Genomic DNA, 26452 nt, shown 5'->3' with positions numbered 1-26452 from the left:
TATTTTTTAACTTATTAAACTTCAATGCTAACAGATTTATTTTTCACCAGCTTTTCATCTTCAAAAAAGAAGTCAATACGCCCTAAATTGATACCATAGCATCCTACTTGGTTTACTAAAGTTGTTTTTTCACGGCGATTGGTTACCAAAGTAGGTTTTGGCAAGAAAGTGTGCGTATGTCCGCCAATAATCAAATCAATATACGATGTTTGATCTGCCACTTTTAAGTCGCACACCTTGTTAGGATTATCTTTGTACTCATAGCCTATGTGTGAAAGACAGATAATGAGGTCGCAATGTTCTTCGTTATGCAGTTTGCGTTCCATATCTTGGGCAATTTCTATAGGGTTGAGATATACAGTTTCACCGTACATTTGTTTGTTAACTAAGCCTTCTAACTCTACTCCTATACCAAAAACACCTATTTTGATACCATTAAGATAGTAAATTTTATAAGGGAGTGTATGTCCGTTTAAAATGGTATTGCTAAAATCATAATTAGAGATGATAAAATCAAATTTAGCGTGAGGTAATTGAGCATAGAGGCCTTCGAGAGCATTGTCAAAATCGTGATTGCCGAGAGTTGCCGCGTCGTATTTGAGCATTGACATCAGTTTGAACTCTAATTCACCTCCGTAGAAGTTGAAATAAGGAGTACCTTGAAAAATATCTCCCGCATCAAAGAGGAGAGTATAAGGGTTTTCTTGACGTATTTGGTCTATGAGTGCAGCCCTGCGTGCTACCCCTCCTTTGTTAGGATTAAAGGGGTCGGTAGCAGGTAGTGGGTCGATATGGCTGTGCACATCGTTAGTGTGCAAGATAGTAATTTGCTTGGTATTAGCGGGTTTCATTGATAAGGAACCCAATCCTCCCATCCCTACCAATAGAGAGGAAGCGCCTATATGTTTTAAAAAAGTTCTTCTTTCCATAATATATTAAGGTTTATATTCGAAACGATGGTCTTCAGTAGCGTTTAAAATATCTATTTTTTTGAAGTAATCGATAAGTACGTTGCGGAGTTTATAGCCTATTTTATCAGCGTCTAAAGCGCCTTTAAAAAAGTACATTTCATCGCCTCCATTGTATAGGTAATCGGAAGTGACAACTACATAAGTTTTGTTAGGGTCAAAAGGCTTTCCGTTAATGGTGAAGTGCGTGATTTTACCATCCTTAGTGATTTGTAACGACACTTGTTTAGAAAGAGGGTGGGGGAGACGGTGCTGTATGAGGTAATCGGCGAGTTCTTTTACTTTAGTTCCTGGCATAGTGAGTACAATTACCTCATTTTCAAAAGGCATCAAATTAAAAGCTGATTCCATTGTGATGGTGCCTTTAGGCAAATCGGAGCGGATACCTCCCCAGTTGAGCATCACAAAATCAACCTCCTTGCCTGTGCGCTTTTTGTATGCCTCGGATACAATTTCAAAGGTAGCATCAGCCATAAAATTGCTGATTCCTGTGTTAAGCAAGGTGGTTTTCCTATCCTTTACTAAATCACGAGCATTTTCAGCTAAAACGGTAGACATTTCTGCTTTGATACGCTCTCTATACGGACTTATAAAATTTTCTATATCAGTTTTTTGTGATATAGATTCGGTAACGGGAATGTTTTTGCTACGCTCTTTTGTAACAGTGTATTTAGCAGGGGTGCAAGAGGCTAAAAAGGCAAATGTTACAAATAATACAAAAAAATAATGCTTCATTATATCAAACTTTCTCATAAATATGTTTTTATTTTAAAAATTATTTTTACCTTTGCAATCACACGCAAAATTACAATATATTTTGGACATCATAAAGAATTTTTACCTAAAAAATAAAATTCGCAAGAATTTTAAAGCCTTAGAAAAGTATAACAAAAGGTTAGACAGCGACTTAGTGAAAGTAGGCTGTATTGTGGATATGGATGTAGTGAAGGAAGTTAACCCTCTGTTAGAGTTAATGAAATACTATTCCATACGTCCTGAAAACTATATTGTTTTAGGATATAAGCACACTTCAGAAGAAACTCACGCTAATGGAGTTCCTTTTTTAGTAGATAAAGAAATTAATTGGCAAGGAAAGGTGAGAAATTATCATGCTGATCGTTTAGCAGAACAGGAATATGATTTGCTCATCAACTATTTCAATGAACCTAAATTGCCCTTGCTCTTACTATCCTCATCAATAAAAGCAAAATTGAGAATAGGGTTTCAAGGAATTGATATGCAGTATAACGATATTACTATTGCTTGCCCACTTACTGAAGAAAGAGTTTTTACTGAAGAAGTAAAAAAAGTATTAGGAACCATTATTCATAAATAAGAAGTTATGACAAACCAACTAACAGGAACTGGTGTAGCTCTCATTACACCTTTTACAAAAGACAATCAGGTGGATACTGAAGCACTTGCCCGCATTGTGGACTATGTAACCGAAGGCGGAGTGGAATTTATAGTAGTCTTAGGTACTACCAGTGAAGCCCCTACGCTTACTAAAGATGAAAAACGCATCGTACGCGAGACAATTATCAAGGCTAATAAAGGACGTTTGCCTTTAGTTTTAGGTATAGGTGGTAACAATACCCAAAATGTAATTGACGAAATCAAACAGACCGATTTGTCTCCGTTTGTAGCAATTTTATCAGTAACACCTTATTACAACAAGCCTTCGCAAAACGGCTTATATGCACACTTTGCCGCCATTGCGAAAGAAAGTACACTCCCTATTATTTTGTATAATGTACCAGGACGTACAGGAGTATCGATGACGACTGAAACTGTCGTGCGTTTAGCAAATGATTTTGAGAATATTGTAGCAATTAAAGAAGCATCGGGCAATTTGCTGCTCGATATGAATATCATCAAAGATATGCCTAAAGATTTTATTTTGCTCTCTGGTGACGATGCTACTACTTTGCCTGCGGTGTATATGGGAGGAAGTGGAGCAATTTCTGTGATAGGAATTGCTTATCCTAAAGAATTTTCAGAAATGGTGCGTTTAGGACGACAAGGAAAAACAGTTGAGGCTAACAAACTTCAATATAAATTGCTTCCTAGAACAGCATTAGCTTTTAAAGAAGGAAATCCTATAGGAATTAAAGCTATGTTAGCGGCTAAAGGTTTGTGCGAACCTTATGTGCGTTTGCCTTTAGTAGAGGCATCAGAAGAATTGAAAAAAGCAATAAGCGATTTGAAAGATTAACTTTCAAATCGCTTTATTTCTTTTAACTGTTCGTTATCGAGATCATAGATGTCGTTTTTTAAAGTCAATTCGCCGTTTTCATCTATAAAAGCGGTGTAGTAAAGAATATTTATTTTGTACTTCGTTTTTAAAGCAATGCGATATTGAGATCGCTTGCCATTCATAGCTTCATTTACTTTTTCTAAAGTCCAAGGTGTTTCAGTAGCTTCATTTTTCAATAGCTGATAAGCTAATTCATTAGGGTTTTGCACACGCACACAACCGTGACTTAAGGCGCGATCATCACGCTGAAAGAAATATTTAGAAGGAGTGTCGTGCAGGTAAATACTCATACCATTAGTGAGTATGAACTTCACTAACCCCAAGGAGTTATAGGCTGATGGAGCTTCTACAAAGTGGAAACCGCGTTTGTGTACAGAAGGGTCTGTCCAATCAATGGTAGTAGGGTCTACCTTTTTGCCCTTTTCATACATAGTATAACCTCTTTTTTGGTATTTTTCGGGATCGGCTTGTGATATAATCTGTGGGAGCATTTCCTTTTTTATAATACTTTGTGGAACCGACCACGTAGGGCGGAATTCTACATAGCGAATGGTATCGGTAAAAATAGGTGTAGGGGTTTCTGTTCTACCTACTACTACACGTGTTTGAAATTGTAACGAGTCCTTGTGAAAGAGCAATAATTTGAAATCGGGGATGTTCACCAAAGCGTAGTGTTCGCCTAAATCGTTATTGAACACGCGCATACGTTCCATATTCAGTTGTAACAAATCGCGTTTACGACTTTTATTCATATTCAGGAAATAAAGTGTTTGTTTTCCTAACAAGCCATCAGCTGTAAGTCCGTTGCTTTTTTGGAAGCGCTGTACTGTTCTGATAAGAGTACTATCTACCATTTGAGCCTCAATTTCAGGGGCTGCTTCAAATCCTTTTTGTTTAAGGCTGTTGCGCAATTGTACCACTATGGGAGCAGTGTAGCCATATACAAAATCCTTTGCAGGAAAATCAACAGTAATAAAAGTATCAGCTACTTCTACTTGTTGTTTGAGCTGCTTGTAGAGCGCTTTCATCTGCTCATATTGCTTGTTTTGAGGGAATAGAGGAATAATAATACTTGCTAAAGAAGTTTTATCATCTATATGTAATAATAGGTCAATATTTTTCTGAGTATCATATTTAGGTTTGCGCCAAGTGTGTTTGCCATAAGCAATTCTCGTAAATCTACCGCTGGTGAGATGTTTGGTAAACAATAAGAATGAGGCAGTAATTTCCTTGTCTAAGGAAGCTTTGTAATCATCGGATAGCTGGTGAGCATAACTACTATCCACTGCTTTTTTCAGAGCAGTACGCCTATAAGTTTCAGGTACCAAGCCATCGTTAGCAACACTGTCTAAAACAGAAAGATACTCTTTAAACAGGCGTGAAGGAATATCTTGGTAGAGCCAACGTGTTTTGCCACCATTTTGTATATAATAGGTGTAAGTTTCAGATTGGATACCTTTTTTGTAGTGAGTGTCCAAGATGGGAAGATTTTCAAAAGTAGCAGCCGTAGTATCTACAGCTATAGTAAGAGCTTCGGTATAAATTTCTTCACCAGTTTCTCTCAGTGATGAATCAGGGTGTGAGGCAGGATTTTTCTTACAGCTTTGGAGTATAGCAAAAGCAGCTATTAAAAAGTAGAGTTTAAATTTCATTGTATGAAAAAAATGTTACAATTAGGCGGCAAAAATACTCTTTTTTTTTTCACTTAAACAAATAATAATAAAATAACCTTGCCAAAGATATATGCCTTGTGGGAGAGATAATGAAATCTTTGGCAAGGTTATGTTTTTTACAAATCAGAAAACTTCTGTATCGCTTCTTCTAAAACATCATACACTCGGTCTAATTGAGCATCTGTAATGATGTAAGGGGGCAAAATGTAGATAATATTTCCCACCGGACGCAGTATTACGCCTTCTGAGATAAAGAAGTTGTACAGTTTATCTCTGAATGAGCCGTAGTAGTCAGTATTTTGAGAGGTTTTGAGGTCGAAAGCCAAAATAACACCTAAGGTACGTGCATTCTCTACCGATGGATATTTCGCAATACGGGCTAAAAACTCCTGATGACGACGTGTAATACGTTTTAAATTGGCTTGCATTTCGTCACTTTCCAATATGCGAATAGCTTCTAAGGCAATCGCACAGCCGGTGGGGTTTGCCGTAAAGGTATGTCCGTGGAAAAGAGCTTTGTTCACGTCTTCACTGTAAAAACCGTCGAATATCTCTTGGGTAGCAGTAGTTACTGCAAGCGGAATCGTTCCTCCTGTAAGAGCTTTCGATAAGCACATAATATCGGGTTTATGAGTGAGATAGTCCGAAGCAAAAGTGCGCCCTGTACGTCCGAAGCCTGTCATTACCTCGTCGGCAATGGTAATCACACCATTTTCTTGTGCGATATGAATCAGCTTGTCTAAGGCTTCTGGTTCATAGATTTGCATTCCTGAGGCTCCTTGTACTAAGGCTTCAAATATAAAGGCGGCAGGGTGATGTTCGGCAATCACTTCTTTTAGTTTTTTAGCAGCTTCATCGCTTCCTTTTTTGGGTAACGGTATGCGCACTACTTTCAACAAATGTTCTTTAAAAGCATCAGTAAAGAATGAAATACCCGAAGCTGCCATAGCGGCAAAGGTATCTCCGTGAAATGCATCTTCAAAAGCAACTACCGTAAAGCGTTTCTCGCCTTTATTGAAAAAGTACTGTAAAGCCATCTTGATACCTACTTCCACTGCTGTCGACCCGTTGTCCGAGAAGAATACTTTCTGTTGGTTTTTAGGCAGGATACTGATGAGCTTTTCAGCAAGCTCTACCGCAGGTTGGTGTGTAAAGCCACCAAAGAGCACGTGCTCTAACTGGGTGAGTTGTTTGTAGGCAGCTTGGGCTAATCGCTCGTTGCTATGCCCATAGGGGTTCACCCACCAACTGGCAATGGCATCTATGTATTCTTTGCCGTCCTCGTCCCAAAGGAGAGCATCTTTTCCTTTCACAATTCCGATAGGTTTGGCAGCCGTTTGATGTTGGGTATACGGGTGCCACAAATGTTTTTCGTCTCGCTGTTGTAAATTCATTTTTTCGATTGTATAATGGTTTTGGTTATGATATCTTTTTCCATATTCCAGCCTCTCGCCGGACTGTATTCGCGCCCGTACAAGATGATTTGCACGTGCAGTTTGTTCCATTTTTCTTTGGGGAAGAGTCGTTTGGCATCTTTCTCAGTTTGCACTACCGAGCTACCGTCGGAAAGCTTCCAGCGGTGCATCAGTCGGTGTATATGGGTATCAACGGGGAAGGTCGGAATGCCAAAGGCTTGTGCAAGAACAACGCTGGCAGTTTTATGTCCTACTGAGGGGAGAGCCTCTAAAGCCTCAAAGGTCTGAGGAACTTCACCGTTGTATTTGTCTATGAGTATTTGGGAAAGCCCGTGAATACCTTTAGATTTCATAGGAGCAAGCCCTAAGGGTTTGATAATTTCCTGTATTTCGTCTACCGGAAGTAGTACCATATCATACGGATTGTCCGCTTTGCTAAATAGAATAGGCGTGATTTGGTTCACCCGTGCATCGGTAGTTTGAGCCGATAAGAGTACGGCTATTAGTAAGGTATAAGGGTCTTTGTGTTGTAGAGGTATAGTGATTTCAGGATAGATACTTTCAAGTGTATCAATGATGAATTTTACTTTTTCTTTTTTTTTCATTTGTATTATATTTCATTCCTAAAAACAGTGTGTTTCAAAAGGAACTCAAGGAATAATAACACAGCAGCGATGATTACAAGTAAGCGGAATTTTTCATCTACTTCAGTGTATTTAAACTCTTCAATTTTAGAGGTTTCTAATTTGTTGATTTCGTCGTAAATTTGTTGGAGTTTTTGGTTGTTAGTAGCGCGGAAATAACGTCCGTGAGTTATTTGTGCAATTTTTTTCATCAACGATTCATCTATTTCTACTTGTAGCATTCGGTACATTATGCTACCATCGGGGTTGAGAGCGTAAGGCGAAAGCGCCATACCATTAGTACCAATACCTACGGTATACACTTTGATACCATATTCGGCAGCTAATTCGGCAGCGATAAGCGGGTCGATTACCCCAGTGTTGTTTACCCCATCGGTAAGGAGGATAATCACTCTACTTTTAGCTTTGCTCTCTTTGAGTCGATTTACAGCAGTTGCTAACCCCATACCTATAGCAGTTCCATCTTCTACTTGTCCATAAGTAAGTTCAGCTAATGAGTTAAGAATGATACTCTTATCGGTAGTTACAGGTGTTTTGGTATAGCTTTCTCCAGCGTATACTACCAATCCAATGCGGTCATTAGGACGATCTTTAACAAACTGAGAGGCTACTTTTTTCAAGGCTTCAAAGCGGTTAGGTTTCAAGTCTTGAGAAAGCATACTTGATGAAACATCTATTGCCATCACAATATCTATCCCATCAGTAATTTTAGTTTGTGCATTTTCAGAATGTGTTTGAGGGCGTGCTAAAGCTATAGTAATTAAGACAACGGCTAATAGACGCAAAGCAAAAAGAGAATGGTATAAGTAATCCTTCCACGAACTTATCTTTCTAAAAGCGATGGTAGACGATAGAGTAACATTTGGTTTAGATTTTTTATTCCAATACATGTACCAAGCTACCATTAGCGGTAAAACTAACAGCAACCAAAAGAACTGAGGATTGGCAAATGTAATATTTTTAAGCATATTATTCTGTTTTAAAAACTATAGAATTGATGACCCTTTGAGCTATTTTATTAGCATTAGGTTCGTTGATGTAGGTAATAAGTACTTGTTGGAGTGCATTGTTTTCAGTAAAACTATAGAGCTCATACGAAGCATTAAAATACTTACCTTTTTCATTAGGGATACTCATTTTACCAAATACTTTCATACCCTTAGCTCCATTCGGAGAAGTATATTCTTCCGTTAAGGTAGTGATGTTTTTTGCTTTGGCTTTATCCAATTGTGAAAGTACAATTTCATTCACTTTTTTGGGGTCTAAAGTAAGTCCACCGTCTTGTCCTTCTTGCTGAGATGCTGTATTTTGGGCATCTTTCTTGAAGGTAATGATATTAGTCATTATATAGAGTGGTGAATTGAGACTACCGTAATAGAAAGTGTATTGTTTGTCTATAATCGATTTATACTCAACTATATCTACTATTTGCTTGCGAATGAGTACTTCGGGGGTAGTAAGCTCGGTAATAGGATAGCCATAATCACTTGTTACCCACTCCACTTTATTATATTGAGCATATATACTGAAATATTTTAATCGTATCTTATTGTAGCCAAATATAAAAATGAGAAATAATACTAATGAACATAGACCAATAATTAAGCGTTTCTGCCAACGACTTAATTTTCTATTAGGGCGTGTAACCTTCGCTTCTTCTGCTATTTGATTTGTTTCAGCTTCTGTTTCTACAATAGGGATAGCTTCTTTAGTTTTAATGACTACATTTTCAATAGTTTCACGGTCGTATTCAGCGTTGTTATCTGAAGGTTTGCTCTTAGCAAACTTCACTAAATCGGCATTTTGTAATACACGTTTGAGATTATTGATAGTTTCTGTCGATAAGTATAATTTTCCAGTTTTTTGTAAGTTGTTGATTTTAGCTAAGAGTTCATCAGTAGTACTTTCTTTAGCTAAAATATGTACCTCGTCTTCCAAATATTCTTTTACAATATCCGTAAGGCGTGTGTAATAGGCTTTATGTTGTGATTCTATAAGGTATTTGGAGTTCTGTAAATCTTTTAAATCCTGAATAGCGCGTTCAAAAGGAGGTAGTTTTTTACGTTCTTCTTCAGCAGATAGTTTTTTCTTGCGAAATACAAAAAAGTATAAAGCGGCAGCAGTTAAAAGAAGAGCAACTATACCTAAAACAATCCATAACCAAAGGTGAGAAGAGGAGGGAGAGGTTACTTCGGCAATAGGTTTAGCGTCATATAAAGGCTGTTTGAGCGTATCTACGGCTACATTATGTACTTCTACGAGTAGTGAATCAGTATAAAAATCTTTATGGCTAATCTGTATTTTTTGTTGTGGGATGGTGTATTTACCCTCGTCGAATTGAGTGAGGTAATAGGCTTTTTCCAAACGGAATTTACCTTTCTCTTTTAAGGTATCGGTAGGATTAGTTTTTACCATTTCCAAAGCTCCAAAAGTTTGACCTTCAGGGAATACCACGACTGCATCGGCAGGAGCTTGTACGGATATTTTATACTCTATTTGTTCTCCTATCTTTATGTTTTTTGTACTAGTTGCTACTTTCACTTCTTGTGCGTGAAGAGTAGGCAATACAAATAATATTAGTATGAAATATAATATTCGTTTCATTTTTTAGTCCTTTATCTTTATAAATTTCTAAGACCTATTGCTTATTGCTAAAGACCTAACCTCTATTTTTGAAGTATCCTAATAGTTTTTGGGTGTAACTCTCATCGTCTCTACAACTCACTACACCAGCACCCGATTTCTGCCAAAGAGCTTCAAAGTAGTTTACTGTTTCGCGATATTGTTTGGTGTACTCATTTCGCACAGCAGCTGAAGAGGTGTTGACACGCATCAATGTTCCAGTTTCAGCATCTTTTACCATTATGTAGCCTAAATTAGGTAATTCAGTTTCTTTTTTGTCGTAAATTCGAATCCCTGTAATATCGTGCTTTTTAGCGGCTATTTGTATAGGTTTCTCATAACCTTTGTCCATAAAATCGGAGAGCATAAACACAATCGCTTTTTTCTTGCTCACTCTGCTGAGAAATTGTAGAGCCTCAGAAATATTTGTTCTTAAACTTTTGGGTTGAAACTCTATAAGTTCTCTGATAATACGTAATACGTGAGATTTTCCTTTTTTAGGAGGTATATACAGTTCTATTTGGTCGGAGAAGAGAATCAAACCTGTTTTGTCGTTGTTTTGTAAAGCGGAAAAAGCTAAAGTAGCTGCTATTTCAGTGATGAGTTCACTTTTGAATTGCTGTTCGGTACCAAAGAGCTCACTACCACTCACATCTATCATCAACATAAGGGTAAGTTCGCGTTCTTCTTCAAATACTTTTACGAAAGGCTCGTTGTAGCGAGCTGTTACATTCCAATCGATATTGCGAATGTCGTCACCAAATTGATAGGGGCGAACTTCACTGAAAGTCATACCACGACCTTTAAAAGTAGAGTGATATTCCCCTCCGAAGATATTATCGGAGAGTTTACGCGTTTTTATCTCTATCTTGCGTACTTTTTTTAATAATTCTTTAGTATCCAAAATTAATTAGCAATTATGTAGTTAGGGATTATTGAAAGTCCAACTGAAAATCTTCGTAATTATTTTGAGCATCAATAATGAGAGTTTCATTGATGGCATTGATATCAAACTCATTTTCGTCCCAAGGGAAGCTGTAACCACAGAAAGATAGCCATTCCTTGTAATTTTTTACTTCAGTTTTAGGTTTACCAGCTTTAAATACTTCAAGCATTGCTTGGTAACCCCAAATACCGCCGCAATCTTCAGGGGGAGTTTTACCTTTTCCTTTGATACATATAGGGTAGATAAGAGTTTCATCATCAATAGCTTCTAACACAATTTTGTGTTCCCACGAATCACCAAAATCATACTCATAGATAATATAATCCTTTTCTTTTTTTAATATATCAGAAAGGAGGGGCTTGTTCACCAGTTTGTAAATATCTCGGTGTGAGTGCAAGAAAACAGACATAGGGTCATTAGGGTCGAAGTTATCGTCCTCATCCTCATTACCTACAAAGCCCATTTCTCTCCCAAACTCCATATCCTTTTCAGTTTTGATAAACAAACGAGAGTCGTTTTTCGGAAATTTGTAAAATTGATATAAATGCGCATTGTCCCAGTTGAAAAGGGTTTGAATGATATAATGTAGTGTTTCAAAAGTGATGTTATTATTCACCTTCACACGTCGCCATATTATAGGCTTTCTTGAGCCTTCAATACTGATTTTTAATGTGTATGCCATTTATTAATTATTAACGTTTAATTATTAATATTTAATATTTTATGGTACTTCAATGGTATTCACTATTTTGTGAATCATCTCTACTGAGGTAATATTCTCAGCCTCTGCTTCGTAGGTGATGCCAATACGATGGCGCAATACATCGAACACTACAGCTCGTACATCCTCAGGAATTACATAACCACGACGTTTGATAAAAGCATAACATTTAGCAGCCATAGCTAAATTGATACTACCACGAGGTGATGCCCCAAAGCTAATAAGAGGCTTAAGTTCAGCCAAATTATACTTTTCAGGATAACGAGTTGCAAAAATGATGTTTAAGATATACTTTTCAATCTTTTCATCCATATACACTTCACGTACTGCTGTTTGAGCTTTGAGAATTTGCTCTAAACTCACCGTTTGATTCACTACAGCATAACTATTGCTAAGATTATCGCGCATAATCTGTTGTTCCTCGTCTAATTTAGGATAGTCGATAACTGTTTTGAGCATAAAACGGTCTACTTGGGCTTCAGGGAGTGGGTAAGTACCTTCTTGCTCTACAGGGTTTTGAGTAGCCATTACCATAAAAGGAGCATCAAGTTTAAAAGTGGAGTCACCTATGGTTACTTGTCGTTCTTGCATAGCCTCTAATAGAGCAGATTGTACTTTAGCAGGGGCACGGTTGATTTCGTCGGCTAAGACAAAATTTGCGAAGATAGGGCCTTTTTTAATGGAGAATTCATTTTGTTTGATGTTGTAGGTCATTGTACCTATCACATCGGCAGGTAGCAAATCGGGAGTGAACTGAATACGACTAAATGACCCGTGTACTGATTTAGCAAGAGTGTTGATAGAAAGCGTTTTGGCTAATCCAGGTACTCCTTCTAAAAGGATATGCCCTTTACCTAATAAACCAATAAGTAGGGCGTTAACCATATGCTTTTGCCCTACAATTACTTTATTCATTTCATTGGTGAGAGTATCAATGAATACGCTTTCACGCTCAATTTTTTCGTTTATCTGACTGATATCTACAGATGTTCTTTGTTCCATAGTATAAATTATTTTTAGTGTTTATCTATTGTACAAATATTGTGCCGTTACGAAAGTAAAGTTGGTGTTTTTTTTGGTTTTTGGGAAAAATTATAGAGTTTGATTGTTTGTGACAAAAAGAAAAGCTACCTAAAAACTATTCAGACAGCTTCTTTTTATGAGTATAAAAAACTTAGTTTACTTGTATTTCATCAATGAAAAGGAAACCAGGTTTGCCTGCAGCACCTTCGTGAAAAGCAGGAATCTTGTTTACTTCATTGATTTTTACTTTTAGATAAGTAACTTCTTTTTCAGGGAAAGATAGAGTATAAGTTTTTATTTCTTTAAAATGTTCTTTAGGTAGAGCGTAACTTTCTTTGCCTAGTAATACGTAGTTTTTACCATCCTTAGAGCCCCATACTTCAAAATTAGTAGGAGGATAAATCCAATCACCAGTTTCAATGAAAGCATTGAAACTCACTTCTTTTACTAAAGTATTATCTTTTAAGGTAATAAGTACTTCACAAGGAGCTTCACTAAAACCTAACCATTCACTAGAACGAGAGTTTGTACCTCCTTTTCTTCCATCTACTAAGGTAATAGCACCATTATAAGCATAGTTTTGAGTGGGTTTGCTCAAAAACTCTATAGGACGTACAGTTGCTTTATTAAAAAAGAACTCTTGATTAAACTCACTTTCACCTTCTTTGCCAAATACTTTGGCTTTCAAATTTGTATTTTGAGTGAGTTTTACAGGTTCTTTGTATATATTAGAATTTTTAGTGGGCTCACTACCATCGGTAGTATAATAAATAGGAGTATCTTGCAAACAAGAGAGAGTAACATTGATTTCATCTACACCAGGTTTTACTTCTGCACGAAGATCAAAAATATGTTTAGCATAAGTGTAACCTTCAACATCATAGATAGAAAGTAAGCGCATTAAGCGTTGTAAAAATCCTTGATAATCTTTAGGTTTAGCAGGGTCTACCCATTGAACTTCAGCTAAAGCAGCCATACGTGGCAAAGCCATATATTCAACGTGTTTGAAAGTTTTAATATACTCTGTCCAAATATTAGCTTGCACTCCTAAAATATGTTTTAGCTGCTCTTTATTCAGAGCTTCAGGATAAGGATTGAAAGAATATACACGTTCTACAGGAAGATAATTACCTATAGCAAGAGGTTCTTTATCAGTTTTATCAGTTTGATAGTAATCGAAATAGCAGAAAGACATAGGGGTCATAATCGCATCGTGGTTAGATTTAGTAGCTTCAATAGCACCGCCAATACCTCTCCAAGACATCACTGTAGCATTAGGAGCTAAACCACCTTCGAGAATTTCGTCCCAGCCAATCATCTTGCGACCTTTTTTAGCTAACACTTCTTCAGCAAAGCTGATTACGTGGCTTTGTAAATATTCTTCAGCAGTGTGTTTTGTGTCGCCCTTGATACCTAAAGCTTTTATTTTAGCTTGACATTTAGGACATTTTTTCCAACTGTTTTTAGGGCATTCATCTCCCCCGATATGAATGTATTCAGAAGGAAATATATCGGTTACTTCTTCCAATATATTTTTGATAAAATCGTACGTTTCGTCGTTACCTGCACAAAGTACATCTTCAGCAACCCCCCAAGTTTCTCTCACTTTGTAGGGACCTCCAGTGCAGCCTAATTTTGGATAAGTTGCCAAAACAGCTACCATGTGACCAGGGAGATCGATTTCAGGGATGATAGTAATATTGCGATCGGCAGCGTATTTTACAAGCTCTTTCATCTCTTGTTGGGTATAAAAACCACCGTGTGGTTTGCCATCGAATTTATCCCATTCTTTACCTAACATTGTTTGACTGCGGGTACTACCTACCACAGTGAGTTCAGGATATTTTTTAGATTCAAAACGCCAACCTTGATCATCAGTGAGATGCCAATGAAATTTGTTGATATTGTGAAGAGCAAGTATATCTATATAGATGCGCACAGAGTCGGCAGAAAAGAAGTGGCGAGCGCTGTCTAAATGAGCACCGCGATAAGCAAAGTAAGGTTTATCGGTGATTTTTTTAGCGGGAAAAGTTATTTTATTTACTTTTTGTACAGGGATTGATTTTCTCAAAAATTGTATTCCATAGAAAGTGCCAGCTTTAGAAGCTCCGTTTATAGTAATATTGTTAGCAGTAATTGTTACTTGGTAAGCCTCTTTGTTGTCGTTAGAGTAGTTTTGTGATAGAGAAATAGTGTTAGTTTCGTTGTTTTGGTTAGGAGCTACTTTCAGTTCTATTCCTGCCTGTTTTTTGATGTACTCTTGCAGGAACCCAGCGTACTGTTGCAAAGCAGCATCATTTTCAGGATAAGTGAGCTTGGTATCAGCTGTAAGAACGAAGGGTTTATCGACATCAGCTTGAAGGGTGGTAATCATTTCGGGAGCTGGAACTATTTCGTAGTTAGCAGTACTCCCCTCCTCATTGGTAGTCGTTGATTTACAAGAAATCATCGTCATCAATAACAAAAGTGCGGAAGTTAATTTTATCTTCATTACGTTTATAAATTTGAATTAATGGGACAAAGGTATAAATTTTTTTTAAATATTTTTTGGTTACATTATTTTTTTTTTGCACCTTTGCAAATATTTTTAAAACGAATAGACTTTTATATACATTAACAAATGAAAAAATTTGATAAAGAAGTGTACCTAAAATGGTACGAGGATATGCTTTTTTGGAGAAAATTTGAAGATAAACTCGCCGCAGTTTATATCCAACAAAAAGTAAGAGGTTTCTTGCATCTCTACAATGGACAAGAAGCTGTAGCTGCTGGTTGCCTCCATGCAATGGATTTGACCAAAGACAAGATGATTACTTCTTACCGTTGCCACGTGCATCCTATAGGTTTGGGCGTAGACCCTAAACGTATTATGGCTGAGTTGTACGGTAAAGGTACAGGTACTTCTCACGGTTTAGGAGGTTCTATGCACATCTTTTCTAAAGAGCACCGCTTTTATGGTGGACACGGTATCGTAGGAGGACAAATTGCTCTTGGAGCAGGTTTAGCTTTTGCCGATAAATACTTCAATCGTGAAGCAGTAACTCTTACTTTTATGGGAGATGGTGCCGTGCGACAAGGAGCTTTCCACGAAACACTTAACTTGGCAATGTTATGGAAATTGCCAGTAGTTTTCATCGTAGAAAACAACCACTATGCAATGGGTACTTCCGTAGAAAGAACTGCAAACCACGTAAATATTTGGAAACTTGGTTTGGGTTACGAAATGCCCAGCCAAGAGGTAGATGGTATGCACCCTGAAACCGTAGCAGAAGCTGTATACGAAGCTATAGAACGAGCTCGCCGTGGCGATGGTCCTACTTTACTTGATATCCGTACATATCGTTATCGAGGTCACTCTATGTCGGATGCACAACACTACCGTACTAAAGAAGAGGTAGAAGAGTACAAAAAACAAGATCCTATCACCAATGTACTTGCTGTTATCAAAGAGAAAAAATACGCTACCGATGCTGAATTAGAAGCTATCGACGAACGTGTGAAAGAGCGTGTGGCTGAGTGTGAAAAATTCGCTGAAGAATCACCTTATCCAGAAAAACACATTATGTACGATGTGGTTTACGAACAAGAAAATTATCCTTTCTTGCCAAGTAGACTTTAAATAAACTAAAAACACTAATTAAATACAAGAACATAAATGGCAGAAATTATTACTATGCCACGCCTGAGCGACACTATGGAAGAAGGTGTTGTTGCAAAGTGGCTTAAAAAAGTAGGCGATAAAGTAAACGAAGGCGACATTTTAGCTGAAATTGAGACTGATAAAGCTACAATGGAATTTGAATCATTTCACTCAGGTACCTTATTATATATAGGGTTACAAGAAGGTGAAGGAGCCAAAGTAGATACACTTTTGGCAATCATAGGTAAAGAAGGTGAAGATATCTCAGCACTTATTGGAGGTGGAGCTCCTGCAGCAGCTCCTAAAGCTGAAGAAGCAAAACCAGTTGCTGAGGTAACTAATACTCCCACTGCAGGTGTTGCTATGCCTGCAGGTGTAGAGGTGGTAACAATGCCTCGACTCAGTGATACAATGACAGAAGGTACTGTAGCTTCTTGGCTTAAAAAAGTAGGAGATACAGTAAAAGAAGGCGATATTTTAGCTGAAATTGAAACTGATAAAGCTACAATGGAGTTTGAATCATTTTATTCAGGTACTTTATTGTATATAGGTTTAAAAGAAGGAGAAAGTGCTTCAGTGGATTCATTGTTGGCTATTATAGGCCCTGCAGGTACTGATGTGAATGCAGTATTAGCTGCATTACAAGGTGGGGGTAGTGCTCCAGCAGCAGCTCCTAAATCCGAAAGCAAACCTACTGAAACAGTAGCTCCAGCAGCTGCTCCAGTAGTTAATGCTAACGACCGTGTGTTTGCTTCACCTTTGGCTAAGAAAATTGCTCAAGATAAAGGTATTAACCTTACTGAAGTAAAAGGAAGTGGAGAAAATGGACGTATTGTTAAGAAAGATGTAGAAAACTTTACTCCAAGTGCTAAAGCGGCAGCAGCTCCTGCTACAGCTTCAGCAAATCCAGCTATCCCAACAGTAATTCCTGTAGGTGTAGAAGTAACTGAGGAAGTGAAGAACTCACAAATGCGTAAAACGATTGCGAAACGTTTGGCAGAGTCTAAATTCACTGCACCTCACTACTATTTGGCAATAGAAATTGATATGGATAACGCGATGGAATCTCGTGCTCAAATCAACAATTTACCAGACACCAAAATATCTTTCAACGATATGGTAGTAAAAGCCTGCGCAATGGCACTTAAAAAACACCCTCAAGTAAATACTTCTTGGAAAGGCGATACAACCCTTTACAACAAGCACGTGAATGTAGGGGTGGCTGTGGCTATTGAAGATGGCTTGGTAGTACCTGTTATCAAGTTTACGGATACTTTAACGCTTACTCAAATAGGTGCTTTGGTAAAAGACTTGGCTGGTAAGGCACGCAACAAAAAATTGACTCCTGCCGAAATGGAAGGTAGCACATTCACTGTGTCTAACTTAGGTATGTTTGGTGTAGATGTATTTACTTCTATTATCAATCAACCTAACTCTGCTATTCTTTCAGTAGGTGCAATTGTTGAGAAGCCTGTAGTGAAAAACGGACAAATAGTAGTAGGTCACACTATGCAAGTAACCCTTGCTTGTGACCACCGTACTATTGATGGTGCTACAGGTGCTCAATTTTTACAAACTCTCAAAACATACATTGAGAACCCTGTAACAATGCTCGCATAGGAGAATATGTTATTATTATAAACAAAAGGCTGTCCTTTCAATGGGGCAGCCTTTTTTGTTTGTATCATTACCTATTATTATAATAAGTGTTTATGAGCACGGTAGGACGAGCGAACTAATGCTCCACTCTCTATGTGGCGGAATCCTAATTCTAAGCCTATTTCTTTGTATTTAGCAAATTGTTCAGGAGTTATAAATCGTTTCACAGGTAAGTGTTTTTTAGAGGGTTGCAAATATTGACCTATAGTTACAATATCTACTTTAGCTTCTTTTAAGTCATGAAGGGTTTCTATCACTTCTTCTTCTTTTTCTCCTAACCCTAACATAATTCCTGATTTGGTACGATTAGCGCCATTTTCTTTTAAATAGCGCAATACTCCTAAACTGCGGTCGTACTTAGCTTGAATGCGTACCTCACGCGTTAATCGGCGTACAGTTTCCATATTGTGAGAGATAATTTCAGGTGCAGCATCTAAAATGCGGTTTAAATTACGTTCTACTCCTTGAAAATCAGGGATGAGGGTTTCCATAGTAGTATTAGGATTCATACGGCGTACTGCTCTTACGGTTTCTGCCCAAATGATGCTTCCCATATCTTTTAAATCATCACGGTCTACTGAAGTGAGTACGGCGTGCTTGATATTCATCAACTTGATAGAGCGTGCTACTTTTTCAGGTTCTTCCCAGTCTAAACTTTCAGGACGTCCAGTTTTTACACCACAAAATCCACAAGAACGAGTACAAATATTTCCTAAAATCATAAAGGTAGCGGTACCTTCTCCCCAGCATTCTCCCATATTAGGGCAACTACCTGAAGTACAGATAGTGTGAAGATTATAGCGATCTACCACGCTTCTCAATTCGGTGTATTTTTTTCCTGTAGGGAGCTTTACGCGTATCCATTCAGGTTTTTTGGTAAAAGTTACTTCAGTTTCTATATTATTGATAGCAAGCGATTCTGCATTCATTGTTTTAATCTTTAAACTAAAAATTTTCCAAAAGTACTACTTTTTTACAAACTGACAATTTTTTAGTGATACAAACTTTTATAGTCTATTGTAAAGATCTATAAATCAACGCAGATAAGAATTTTAAAAAAGTACTTGTAATACTTCTAATGATTTTATTTTCTTAAAATTAGGAAAGTGCCATTCGTAGTATTTTAGCAATAGATACAATAAGGCATTGCGTTCGTTTTTGTTAGTTCTAATTTGATTTAGAGTTGGATAATCTGTTTCTAAAAGTGTTTTGAACAAGGAAAGAGCATTTCCTGAAATAACCGCTGTATTATTTTCAGTAGTTGTAAAATGGCCTTCTTCTAAACTGAAAAAAGGAAGGTATGAATCGCTATCATCGGGGTAAAAACCAAGATATTTGCTGAGGTCAAGCAAGAATTTTAAATGAAAATTAGCAGAAAACTCATTACGATCTAAGTAGATAAGTTTTTCTTCTAAGTAGTTGAAAAGTTCTATATCAGGAGCCTCAGAAGTACATATATTTGCACATATTTCAGAAAGAAAAAGGCTTACTGTACTTTTGTATATATCAGTATGGAGTGAGAGATAAGGGGTAGTTACTTTTGCTTCTTTGATATGCCCTAAGGAACCATTACTCTTATGAGTAGCAACGAGCTCTAAGAGAGTAAAAGGTTGAAAAAGTGCTATGGTTTGGCTGTTCTTTTTAGCAGAAAGTATACCTTGCTGTAGATAACTACGTGTGCCAAGCGTTTTAGTAAAACACTTTACAATGAGACTGTTATCACTGTATTTTAAGTTTGATATTACAATAGCTTCAACTTTTTCGTACATATATTCTCCTTTATGATTGTATAATTCTTGGCATATTCCTTGTTCATAGTTTTAAAAAATGTTTTACTATGAGAATCTTTATATGTTTATGTTGTTTTTTGAGTCTTAAAAATTATGCTCAATTAAAAGATAAAATGTCTAATAATATTATAGTTGATTCTTCTGTTTTTGAAGTATCTGAAATGGCAGCTTGTAACTATCCATTGATTACTCGAAAAGTTAGATTTATGGAATGTAAAGCTGTTCCTGAATCTGAAGAAGATAAGTGTTTTAATGAATACTATAACAGGCATTTGCAATCGGTAGTACATCTTGAAAGACCTTTTGAGGATGCTGGAGAAGCTGTTATTCAATTTTGTGTAAACACTGATGGATCTGTGAAGGTACTCAATTGTAGAGGTACTACTGAATATGCTCGTAAAGAGACTATTCTTGCAGTTCAAAAACTTCCTAAGTTTATACCAGCTCAACACAGAGGCAAACCAATACCTTCTTATTTTCAATCTCGTATTATCTTTAAATTCCGTTAATAATTATCAATTGTTAATTGTTTTTATACTTTGTTCTAAGTTTTTTGCTAATCCAAATAAATAATTAAACTGTTCTCCATAGAATTGTGTCTCTCTCATTGAGATAGGTGAAGAGGTATCTGTATTTTGAGGAGTGTCTATTATTTCTCTAATGGACTGATTAAATTGTTCAATAGGCGTTTTATAATCAGTTTGAGCAGTAGCCGTAGGTTCAACAAGCAACGTCAAACAGTGTTGCAAGGCTGCTATAAGACTCTCAATTGCCTCGTTGAATACCGATTTAGGAAAGGTTACTTTCTTGCTGTTCAACCTAATACCAAACGAAGCCACAGAGGCTAAGAAAGTTTGCTGTATCACGATAATCCCGTATACTGATGGATTTTTATACTGCATAAACTTCGGCTCTTGTAACATTCGTTGGAAGGTGGTATTTAGGTTTGAGAGTGCTAACACAGCTTCTTTGCGTGATACTTTATAGGCAGTGGTAATCCCTTCTCCGGTGTTAAAAATCTCTTTTACTTGCTGTAAGTAACCGATATTAGCTTTTACTGATTTGGTAACCGCTTCCCTATAAGTATTGTGTTCCCACGTAGGCAAAATGAGATAATTACCTGCAAACGATAGTCCAACCCCTATAACGGTATCCAATAGGCGGTCATAAATAAGATTGTAAACATTAGGTGTAATCAGTGCAAAAATAAATATCGCACTGATAGTGATGAATATAGAGGCGTACATATAGTTCTCTTGAATCAACCCAAAAGCAATAGGCATACACAAAATAGCGACATAGAGGTACAAGCTAGGGTAGGGGAGTAGGTAAATCACTGCAAACGAAGCAACCCCACCAATCATAGTGCCATAAACTCTGCTGAGTGAGCGCTCTTGGGTAATCCCAAAGCCAGGGCGCATAATAATGAAGATGGTAAGGATAATCCAGTAGGCATTGTTGATAGGGAATATATCACCTATGAGGTAACCCAAAAATACCACTATAGATAGACGCATTGCGTGCCTAAAAAAGGTAGATTTTAAAGATATATGGTCTTTGAGCCGTCGCCACGAGTAGTTTTGGTAACTCACAAACTTGCGATAAGTACTCTCATCACGTACCCCTGCATCGTTGCTATAGTAGTTTTCGAAAATATGTCGGATATTTTCAATAGAATGATACTGACTTTCTATATAGATATAAAAATTTCGCAACAGCAAAGCACGTTCTTTATCTTCTTCCGATACTTCCGAAAGTGCTTTCAAGGCTTCGTTTTTCTCTTTGGTTTGCGCTAATAAGTCTTTTAAACAGTTGTCTAATTGTATCTTTTTGCGTGACCCAATGTATTCGGACATTTGTTGTAGCTGTCTCGATAGCTCTTTGAGGAAATCTACATAAGTTTGTAAATATTCGCGATGATCGGCAAAAGCCTTGTCTACTTTCTCATATTGTACAGGATTGGCTAAAGCTAACTCGAAGATATCCACTAGCTCTATAAACATCAAAAATTGGCGTTGCAGATAATCGGTTTTACCTGATTTGCTTCGTGAATCGAGTACGGCTTCACGGAGCTTTTCATATTTTTCGTTGAGGCTTGTTTGCAGGTTGATGAGCTTTTTGAGACCCTCGCTTCTGTCTTTGACGATGAGTAAGTCAGCTCTTACCGAAAAAAACTCTGCCGTAAGAGCAAAGCACTTCCCTAACAGCTGTTCACTGTACAAACGCGGACGTATTTTTAGGAATATATACACTAATATACTGTACCACAAACCTCCTAATAGCACACAACCGCTGTACAACACGATACCCCACCCTGTTTGTAAGTGGGCTAAAGTAGAGGCTATCTCAAACAATCCCGCGAAAGCTACCATTGTAGCGCGATGTCCGTATAACGAAATATAAGCGTTTCCGAAGGTGAGTAGAAATATGGTAGGCAGTAATAAGTACTCGTAAGGAGCCGTGAGATTTATTAAAACACAACTGAGAATTGCTAATAGCGTAGCTATCAAAAGACCTCCGTAAAGGTGTTTTTGATTTCCTGGAATATCACTGGGCGAAATCGCAATCACACTCAAAGCTATAGGTATGCCAATATCCATTAGGTCGAACCAATAGCCCAACCCCAAGGGAATAAGCACCGCAATGGTTTTGAGGCACCCTTTGAAGAAAGAAAAACTTTTAAAGAAAGATATGATGGAGGTATACATTTTTTTACATATATTTGCGGGCAAAATTACAAAACTAATGGCAAATAACCATCTGATAACTGAAATATTAAAGGCAGGGAAGATAATTCTGTATCCTACTGATACAGTTTGGGGCTTGGGGTGTGATGCTACAAATCCTGAAGCGGTAGCTAAGATTTTCCAAATAAAACAACGCAGTGAGAGCAAAAGCCTCATCATTTTAGTGAGTGATACAGAGATGTTACAACACTATGTAACGGATATACCTCCTAAGGTGCTGGCTTATCTTCAAACCTTGCAAGAGCCTACCACTATTATTTATAGTCACCCTTTGCATTTGGCTAAGAATGTGATAGCTGCTGATAATACAGTAGCCATTAGGGTCGTGCAAGATGTGTTCTGCCAACAGATGATTACCGATTTTGACAAACCCATAGTCTCTACCTCTGCTAATATCAGTGGAGAGCCAACACCTTTGTATTACCAACTCATTAATCCCCAAATTATTGCGCAATGTGATTATGTAGTACCTTACCGTCAAGACGATACCCAAATAAAAAATCCCTCACGCCTGATTAGGTTTGATACAGACGGAGAGATTCAAATATTAAGATAAATAGTAAGTTACTCTACTATTTTCACAGGTGTTCCGTTATCTATATTAATTTGACCGCTGGTAATCACTTCTTCACCAACAGTAAGTCCGCTGATGATTTCTACCTTATCGCCAAAGTTACGACCACTTTTCACGTTTACCATTTCAGCTTTGTTGTTTACAATTTTGAAAATTTTGTTTTGGCTAATACTACCCACGAAAGCAGAATGAGGTACCACAAGAGCTGTAACCTCATCATTACCACTGCCAAACTGTGCAGTCGCATACATTCCCGCTTTTAGCTTTTTATCTTTGTTAGCTACTAATATTTCTACAGGAAATTTGAGAGCACTGTTAGATTTGGGAGCAATAAAAGTAATTTTTCCCTCTACTAATTCAGAAGAAGTGCTGGGTTTAATTTTAACAACATCCCCCACTTTTAGTTCTCCTACTTGACTTTCGTCTACCGTAATTTTCAATTTCAGATTGTCAATATTTACCACGTTGAAGAGGGTTTGTCCTGCTGCTACAAGCGTTCCTTCTTCTACTTCTTTGCTGGTTACAATCCCGTTGATTTTACTACGCACCGCTGTATCACCCGATACGATAGCTGCCGAATTGTAGTTCGCTTGGGCGTTTTTGAGTTGCAAGCGCGCTTGTTCCAATTGTTGAGCGGTAACTCCTCCTGTTTGGTAAGCACTTTCAAAGCGCTTTAAATCCGATTTTGCTGTTTCGAGTGCTGCTTTGGCGTTGTCTAACTGGACATTAGTTCTGTCGGCTTTTGTTTGTGCCAATACTTGTCCTGCTCTCACAAAATCACCCTCTTTTACGAAGATTTTTATTACTTGACCCCCTATTTCTGAAGAGACATTTAGGTCTTGTTCAGCTACAAAAGTACCATTGGCCGTAAAAAGGTCAGCTACTTTTTCTTCTGTTACCTTGGCAGCACGTACGGCTACTTGGGCTTCTTTTTGGGCAACGATAGCCACTTCTTCAGCATTCTTTTGCTTGTTAGAATATAGGCGGAAAGCCATTAATCCCATAAGGGCTACTATTACAACTATAGTAATTACTTTTTTCATTTTTCTTACAATAATATTAAGTGTTCTAAATCGGGGGCAAAGGTACAATAAAAAAACTTAATAAACAAAAAAAGTTTCCAAAAATATTTTTTATTTGAATTGAACAATTACTCTATCAAGGCAATTGATACCTAATAAAGAAGATGCTCCTCCTACTGAACGAGTATCGCTTTTGTAAATACTACATTGTAGAAAATTCAATTCGTTGAAGAGAATCATCATATTGCCATCATCGTTCATTTCGCTGTAGCTGTTGTATACTTTTTTAAAAGAATACAAGTTGAATATAACTTCAAATTTGCGTCCTTTTCTTGTTTCCTCAAAAAGAGAACGCGAAATATTACTCACAGCATTACCATAATGATCTATATAGATAATTATTCCGTGAATGAAAGCTTCATCGGTAGATACTTCTGGCCTGAAATATGATACAGGATTACACTTTTCAATAGGAGTACCTATTTGGTTAAGAGGAGTGTTTTTGCAAATTTGTTCGGCTATTGAAGTAAAACTATAAAGTGTAGAAAAAAGAGGGGTAGGAGGTTGGGTATTAAACTCATACAATGCTACATTAGTATAATTTTCAGAAAGGAGGTGGAAAATGCCATTATCAGCACCTATAAAGTAATGCCCGTTGAGTGACATTAATAGATGTTTTTTTGAAACAGAGCGTTCAGTATCTACCCCTATGATGTGAATACTACCCTCAGGGAAGTGTATGTAACTATTTTGGAGGATATAAAAAGTTTCTAAGATGTTGAAAGGAGAGATGAAATGAGAAATATCTACAATAGTGGCATCAGGGCACTTGCTGTAGAGAGCGCCCTTCACAGCAGCAACTGAATAATCGTGCAATCCAAAATCGGTGGTAAGAGTGATTATTTTCATATTTGTGAGAATGAGACTGCAAAGGTATAGCATTCAATTGAAATACCCAACTCAAAATCACTGATTTTTATGGATTGTTGAAAACTTTGTTAATAACTTATTCGTTAGAGGGTGTGAAAATCGAATAGAAAGCCGTTACTTTGCAGCCCGAAAATAAAAAGTTATGAACGAAGAAAAAGATATTTGGTGGCTCAACGAAGAGTCTGAACAAATCCTCAATAGAGGCTATTTATTAAAAGGTGAGAGTGTGGAGGGAGCAATAGATCGTATCACACGCGCCGCTGCACAACGTTTGTACAAACCTGAATTACAACCAGCTTTTAAAGAGATGATCACCAAAGGTTGGATTAGTTTCTCATCTCCTATTTGGGCAAATATGGGTACTGAGCGCGGCTTACCTATTTCGTGCTTTAATGTGCACGTGCCTGATAGCATTGAGGGAATTACTCACAAACTCGGCGAGGTGATTATGCAAACCAAAATAGGAGGGGGGACTTCTGGTTATTTTGGTGAATTGCGCAGTCGCGGTTCGGCAGTTACCGATAATGGTAAATCAAGCGGAGCAGTGAGTTTTATGAAATTGTTCGACTCGGCTATGGATGTGGTGTCACAAGGAGGGGTAAGACGCGGTGCTTTTGCGGCTTATCTCGATATCGACCACCCCGATGCTGAAGAGTTTTTGCAGATTAAAGATGTAGAGTTCCCTATTCAAAACCTTTTCTTCGGGATTTGCGTACCTGATTATTGGATGCAGGAGATGATAGATGGAGATGTAGAAAAACGCCGTTTGTGGGCTCGGGTATTAGAATCTCGCCAACAAAAAGGTTTGCCTTATATTATCTTTACAGATAATGCTAATCGCAATCGCCCTCAGGTGTACAAAGATAAAGATATGATTATCCGCTCAAGTAATTTGTGTAGTGAGATTATGCTGCCTTCAAGTGAAGATGAATCGTTTATCTGTTGTCTTTCATCAATGAACTTAGAACTTTTTGATGAGTGGAAAGATACTAAAGCAGTGAAATTGGCAGTTTTCTTCTTAGACGCTGTACTTTCAGAATTTATAGAGAAAACAAAAGGGAATTACTATTTGCAGGCAGCTCGCAACTTTGCTATTCGCCACCGTGCTTTAGGCTTAGGAGTATTAGGTTATCACTCATATTTGCAACGTAATATGATACCTTTTGAAAGCTTTGAAGCTACTCAATTCAATGCGCGTGCTTTTAAATATATTCGTGAGGAAGCAGAAAAAGCAACTAAAGAATTGGCGCATATTTACGGAGAACCTGAAGTGCTAAAAGGTTATGGCAGACGTAATACCACTACTATGGCAATCGCTCCTACCACTTCTAGTTCAGCTATTTTAGGGCAAGTTTCCCCTGGTATTGAACCTTATTCAAGTAATTACTATAAGGTAGGACTTTCCAAAGGAAACTTTATGCGCAAAAACAAATACCTCACTCAACTGTTAGAAGAAAAAGGACTTAACAATGAGGATGTATGGCGTTCTATCCGTTTGAATAATGGTTCGGTGCAACACTTGCAAGAGCTTACACAACAAGAGAAGAACGTGTTTAAAACTTTTAAAGAAATATCTCCTATGGAAATTATATCGCAGGCTGCACAGCGCCAAGCGTATATAGATCAAACACAGAGTTTGAACTTAAATATTCCATCGGTGATGCCTATCAAAGATGTGAATAAAGTGATGATAGAAGCGTGGAAGTTAGGAGTAAAAAGCTTGTACTACCAACGCAGTCAATCAGTAGCTAAAGAGATGATAATGAACTTTGTGAACTGTAGTAGTTGCGAAGCATAACATATTAATTTGTTTGCAAAAAA

23 protein-coding genes are annotated in these 26452 nt (G+C 37.4%); 7 read left to right on the top strand and 16 right to left on the bottom strand.

The genetic code is table 11. The features are described from left to right. Positions 1-14 precede the first annotated feature (14 nt). Together CBG49_RS10355 and CBG49_RS10350 are read right to left on the bottom strand one after the other, a co-directional pair. Positions 15-929, bottom strand: coding sequence for a bifunctional metallophosphatase/5'-nucleotidase (locus tag CBG49_RS10355; protein WP_088594424.1), 915 nt, complete (start codon positions 927-929; stop codon positions 15-17). 6 nt (positions 930-935) lie between these two features. Continuing rightward, positions 936-1721, bottom strand: coding sequence for a 5'-nucleotidase C-terminal domain-containing protein (locus CBG49_RS10350; protein ID WP_009412139.1), 786 nt, complete (start codon positions 1719-1721; stop codon positions 936-938). Positions 1722-1785: 64 nt separating this feature from the next. On the opposite strand from CBG49_RS10350, the gene CBG49_RS10345 reads away from it, so the two are divergent. Together CBG49_RS10345 and dapA are read left to right on the top strand one after the other, a co-directional pair. Beyond that, positions 1786-2304, top strand: a complete 519-nt coding sequence (locus tag CBG49_RS10345) for a DUF6913 domain-containing protein (RefSeq protein WP_225879469.1) — start codon at positions 1786-1788, stop codon at positions 2302-2304. A gap of 6 nt (positions 2305-2310) precedes the next feature. Further along, a complete protein-coding gene (gene dapA, locus CBG49_RS10340) occupies positions 2311-3183 on the top strand; it encodes a 4-hydroxy-tetrahydrodipicolinate synthase (protein WP_088594423.1) in 873 nt (290 codons plus the stop codon). On the opposite strand, the gene CBG49_RS10335 is transcribed toward dapA, so the two are convergent. From CBG49_RS10335 to CBG49_RS10295, 9 genes are all read right to left on the bottom strand, one after another. Further along, the gene (locus CBG49_RS10335) at positions 3180-4877 is read right to left on the bottom strand and encodes a L,D-transpeptidase family protein (protein WP_088594422.1); all 1698 of its coding nucleotides are present in this window, start codon (positions 4875-4877) and stop codon (positions 3180-3182) included. The genes dapA and CBG49_RS10335 overlap by 4 nt on opposite strands. Positions 4878-5014: 137 nt before the next feature. Continuing rightward, the gene (gene bioA / locus CBG49_RS10330; protein WP_088594421.1) at positions 5015-6292 is read right to left on the bottom strand and encodes an adenosylmethionine--8-amino-7-oxononanoate transaminase; all 1278 of its coding nucleotides are present in this window, start codon (positions 6290-6292) and stop codon (positions 5015-5017) included. Next, entirely contained in the window at positions 6289-6918 is a 630-nt protein-coding gene (locus CBG49_RS10325) for an endonuclease III domain-containing protein (protein WP_088594420.1), read from the bottom strand. The genes bioA and CBG49_RS10325 overlap by 4 nt, the downstream gene beginning before the upstream one ends. Before the next feature lie 5 nt (positions 6919-6923). Continuing rightward, positions 6924-7925 carry a vWA domain-containing protein gene (locus tag CBG49_RS10320; protein WP_088594419.1) on the bottom strand — a complete coding sequence of 334 codons (1002 nt, stop codon included), beginning with the start codon at positions 7923-7925 and terminating at the stop codon, positions 6924-6926. A gap of 1 nt (position 7926) precedes the next feature. Next, positions 7927-9561 (bottom strand): hypothetical protein, encoded by a 1635-nt coding sequence (locus tag CBG49_RS10315; protein ID WP_088594418.1) that lies wholly within the window; start codon positions 9559-9561, stop codon positions 7927-7929. 55 nt (positions 9562-9616) lie between these two features. Further along, positions 9617-10483, bottom strand: a complete 867-nt coding sequence (locus CBG49_RS10310) for a DUF58 domain-containing protein (protein WP_088594417.1) — start codon at positions 10481-10483, stop codon at positions 9617-9619. Between the two features lie 28 nt (positions 10484-10511). Next, positions 10512-11207, bottom strand: a complete 696-nt coding sequence (locus tag CBG49_RS10305) for a plasmid pRiA4b ORF-3 family protein (protein ID WP_088594416.1) — start codon at positions 11205-11207, stop codon at positions 10512-10514. 39 nt (positions 11208-11246) lie between these two features. Next, positions 11247-12248 (bottom strand): AAA family ATPase, encoded by a 1002-nt coding sequence (locus CBG49_RS10300; protein WP_088594415.1) that lies wholly within the window; start codon positions 12246-12248, stop codon positions 11247-11249. Between the two features lie 172 nt (positions 12249-12420). Then, complete coding sequence (locus CBG49_RS10295; RefSeq protein ID WP_088594414.1) at positions 12421-14760, bottom strand: beta-N-acetylhexosaminidase; 2340 nt, start codon at positions 14758-14760, stop codon at positions 12421-12423. Positions 14761-14889: 129 nt separating this feature from the next. Between CBG49_RS10295 and pdhA the strand changes: the two genes are divergently transcribed. Together pdhA and CBG49_RS10285 are read left to right on the top strand one after the other, a co-directional pair. Further along, entirely contained in the window at positions 14890-15888 is a 999-nt protein-coding gene (gene pdhA, locus CBG49_RS10290) for a pyruvate dehydrogenase (acetyl-transferring) E1 component subunit alpha (RefSeq protein WP_009412127.1), read from the top strand. A gap of 36 nt (positions 15889-15924) precedes the next feature. Next, a complete protein-coding gene (locus CBG49_RS10285; protein WP_088594413.1) occupies positions 15925-17529 on the top strand; it encodes a pyruvate dehydrogenase complex dihydrolipoamide acetyltransferase in 1605 nt (534 codons plus the stop codon). A 77-nt stretch (positions 17530-17606) separates the two neighbouring features. Here the strand turns inward: CBG49_RS10285 and lipA are convergent, their stop codons facing one another. Next, a complete protein-coding gene (gene lipA / locus CBG49_RS10280) occupies positions 17607-18497 on the bottom strand; it encodes a lipoyl synthase (protein ID WP_009412125.1) in 891 nt (296 codons plus the stop codon). Positions 18498-18620: 123 nt separating this feature from the next. Beyond that, positions 18621-19337 (bottom strand): DNA repair protein RecO, encoded by a 717-nt coding sequence (gene recO, locus CBG49_RS10275; RefSeq protein ID WP_088594412.1) that lies wholly within the window; start codon positions 19335-19337, stop codon positions 18621-18623. A 68-nt stretch (positions 19338-19405) separates the two neighbouring features. On the opposite strand from recO, the gene CBG49_RS10270 reads away from it, so the two are divergent. Further along, positions 19406-19867 carry an energy transducer TonB family protein gene (locus tag CBG49_RS10270; protein ID WP_088594411.1) on the top strand — a complete coding sequence of 154 codons (462 nt, stop codon included), beginning with the start codon at positions 19406-19408 and terminating at the stop codon, positions 19865-19867. Positions 19868-19873: 6 nt separating this feature from the next. Here CBG49_RS10270 and CBG49_RS10265 read toward each other — a convergent pair whose 3' ends face one another. Then, positions 19874-22066, bottom strand: coding sequence for an FUSC family protein (locus CBG49_RS10265; protein WP_088594410.1), 2193 nt, complete (start codon positions 22064-22066; stop codon positions 19874-19876). A 37-nt stretch (positions 22067-22103) separates the two neighbouring features. Between CBG49_RS10265 and CBG49_RS10260 the strand changes: the two genes are divergently transcribed. Beyond that, positions 22104-22661, top strand: a complete 558-nt coding sequence (locus tag CBG49_RS10260) for an L-threonylcarbamoyladenylate synthase (protein WP_088595311.1) — start codon at positions 22104-22106, stop codon at positions 22659-22661. Positions 22662-22669: 8 nt separating this feature from the next. Here CBG49_RS10260 and CBG49_RS10255 read toward each other — a convergent pair whose 3' ends face one another. Further along, on the bottom strand, positions 22670-23722 hold the full coding sequence (locus CBG49_RS10255) for an efflux RND transporter periplasmic adaptor subunit (protein WP_088594409.1): 1053 nt from the start codon (positions 23720-23722) through the stop codon (positions 22670-22672). Positions 23723-23812: 90 nt separating this feature from the next. Beyond that, entirely contained in the window at positions 23813-24610 is a 798-nt protein-coding gene (locus tag CBG49_RS10250; RefSeq protein WP_009412119.1) for an SAM hydrolase/SAM-dependent halogenase family protein, read from the bottom strand. A 163-nt stretch (positions 24611-24773) separates the two neighbouring features. On the opposite strand from CBG49_RS10250, the gene CBG49_RS10245 reads away from it, so the two are divergent. Beyond that, positions 24774-26429, top strand: a complete 1656-nt coding sequence (locus tag CBG49_RS10245) for a ribonucleoside-diphosphate reductase subunit alpha (RefSeq protein ID WP_002681210.1) — start codon at positions 24774-24776, stop codon at positions 26427-26429. The last annotated feature ends 23 nt before the right edge of the window (positions 26430-26452 follow it).

The sequence above is a fragment of the Capnocytophaga endodontalis genome (assembly GCF_002209445.1).
GTDB classification, from domain to species: domain Bacteria; phylum Bacteroidota; class Bacteroidia; order Flavobacteriales; family Flavobacteriaceae; genus Capnocytophaga; species Capnocytophaga periodontitidis.
This window is presented reverse-complemented; position numbering and strand designations above follow the sequence as displayed.

What these genes read in the sequence shown, in the direction of transcription:
- CBG49_RS10355 (WP_088594424.1), bottom strand. Translation starts at nt 929, where the DNA reads ATGGAAAGAAGAACTTTTTTAAAACATATAGGCGCTTCCTCTCTATTG.
- CBG49_RS10350 (WP_009412139.1), bottom strand. Translation starts at nt 1,721, where the DNA reads ATGAGAAAGTTTGATATAATGAAGCATTATTTTTTTGTATTATTTGTA.
- dapA (WP_088594423.1), top strand. Translation starts at nt 2,311, where the DNA reads ATGACAAACCAACTAACAGGAACTGGTGTAGCTCTCATTACACCTTTT.
- CBG49_RS10335 (WP_088594422.1), bottom strand. Translation starts at nt 4,877, where the DNA reads ATGAAATTTAAACTCTACTTTTTAATAGCTGCTTTTGCTATACTCCAA.
- bioA (WP_088594421.1), bottom strand. Translation starts at nt 6,292, where the DNA reads ATGAATTTACAACAGCGAGACGAAAAACATTTGTGGCACCCGTATACC.
- CBG49_RS10325 (WP_088594420.1), bottom strand. Translation starts at nt 6,918, where the DNA reads ATGAAAAAAAAAGAAAAAGTAAAATTCATCATTGATACACTTGAAAGT.
- CBG49_RS10320 (WP_088594419.1), bottom strand. Translation starts at nt 7,925, where the DNA reads ATGCTTAAAAATATTACATTTGCCAATCCTCAGTTCTTTTGGTTGCTG.
- CBG49_RS10315 (WP_088594418.1), bottom strand. Translation starts at nt 9,561, where the DNA reads ATGAAACGAATATTATATTTCATACTAATATTATTTGTATTGCCTACT.
- CBG49_RS10305 (WP_088594416.1), bottom strand. Translation starts at nt 11,207, where the DNA reads ATGGCATACACATTAAAAATCAGTATTGAAGGCTCAAGAAAGCCTATA.
- CBG49_RS10300 (WP_088594415.1), bottom strand. Translation starts at nt 12,248, where the DNA reads ATGGAACAAAGAACATCTGTAGATATCAGTCAGATAAACGAAAAAATT.
- CBG49_RS10295 (WP_088594414.1), bottom strand. Translation starts at nt 14,760, where the DNA reads ATGAAGATAAAATTAACTTCCGCACTTTTGTTATTGATGACGATGATT.
- pdhA (WP_009412127.1), top strand. Translation starts at nt 14,890, where the DNA reads ATGAAAAAATTTGATAAAGAAGTGTACCTAAAATGGTACGAGGATATG.
- CBG49_RS10285 (WP_088594413.1), top strand. Translation starts at nt 15,925, where the DNA reads ATGGCAGAAATTATTACTATGCCACGCCTGAGCGACACTATGGAAGAA.
- lipA (WP_009412125.1), bottom strand. Translation starts at nt 18,497, where the DNA reads ATGAATGCAGAATCGCTTGCTATCAATAATATAGAAACTGAAGTAACT.
- recO (WP_088594412.1), bottom strand. Translation starts at nt 19,337, where the DNA reads ATGTACGAAAAAGTTGAAGCTATTGTAATATCAAACTTAAAATACAGT.
- CBG49_RS10270 (WP_088594411.1), top strand. Translation starts at nt 19,406, where the DNA reads ATGAGAATCTTTATATGTTTATGTTGTTTTTTGAGTCTTAAAAATTAT.
- CBG49_RS10265 (WP_088594410.1), bottom strand. Translation starts at nt 22,066, where the DNA reads ATGTATACCTCCATCATATCTTTCTTTAAAAGTTTTTCTTTCTTCAAA.
- CBG49_RS10260 (WP_088595311.1), top strand. Translation starts at nt 22,104, where the DNA reads ATGGCAAATAACCATCTGATAACTGAAATATTAAAGGCAGGGAAGATA.
- CBG49_RS10255 (WP_088594409.1), bottom strand. Translation starts at nt 23,722, where the DNA reads ATGAAAAAAGTAATTACTATAGTTGTAATAGTAGCCCTTATGGGATTA.
- CBG49_RS10250 (WP_009412119.1), bottom strand. Translation starts at nt 24,610, where the DNA reads ATGAAAATAATCACTCTTACCACCGATTTTGGATTGCACGATTATTCA.
- CBG49_RS10245 (WP_002681210.1), top strand. Translation starts at nt 24,774, where the DNA reads ATGAACGAAGAAAAAGATATTTGGTGGCTCAACGAAGAGTCTGAACAA.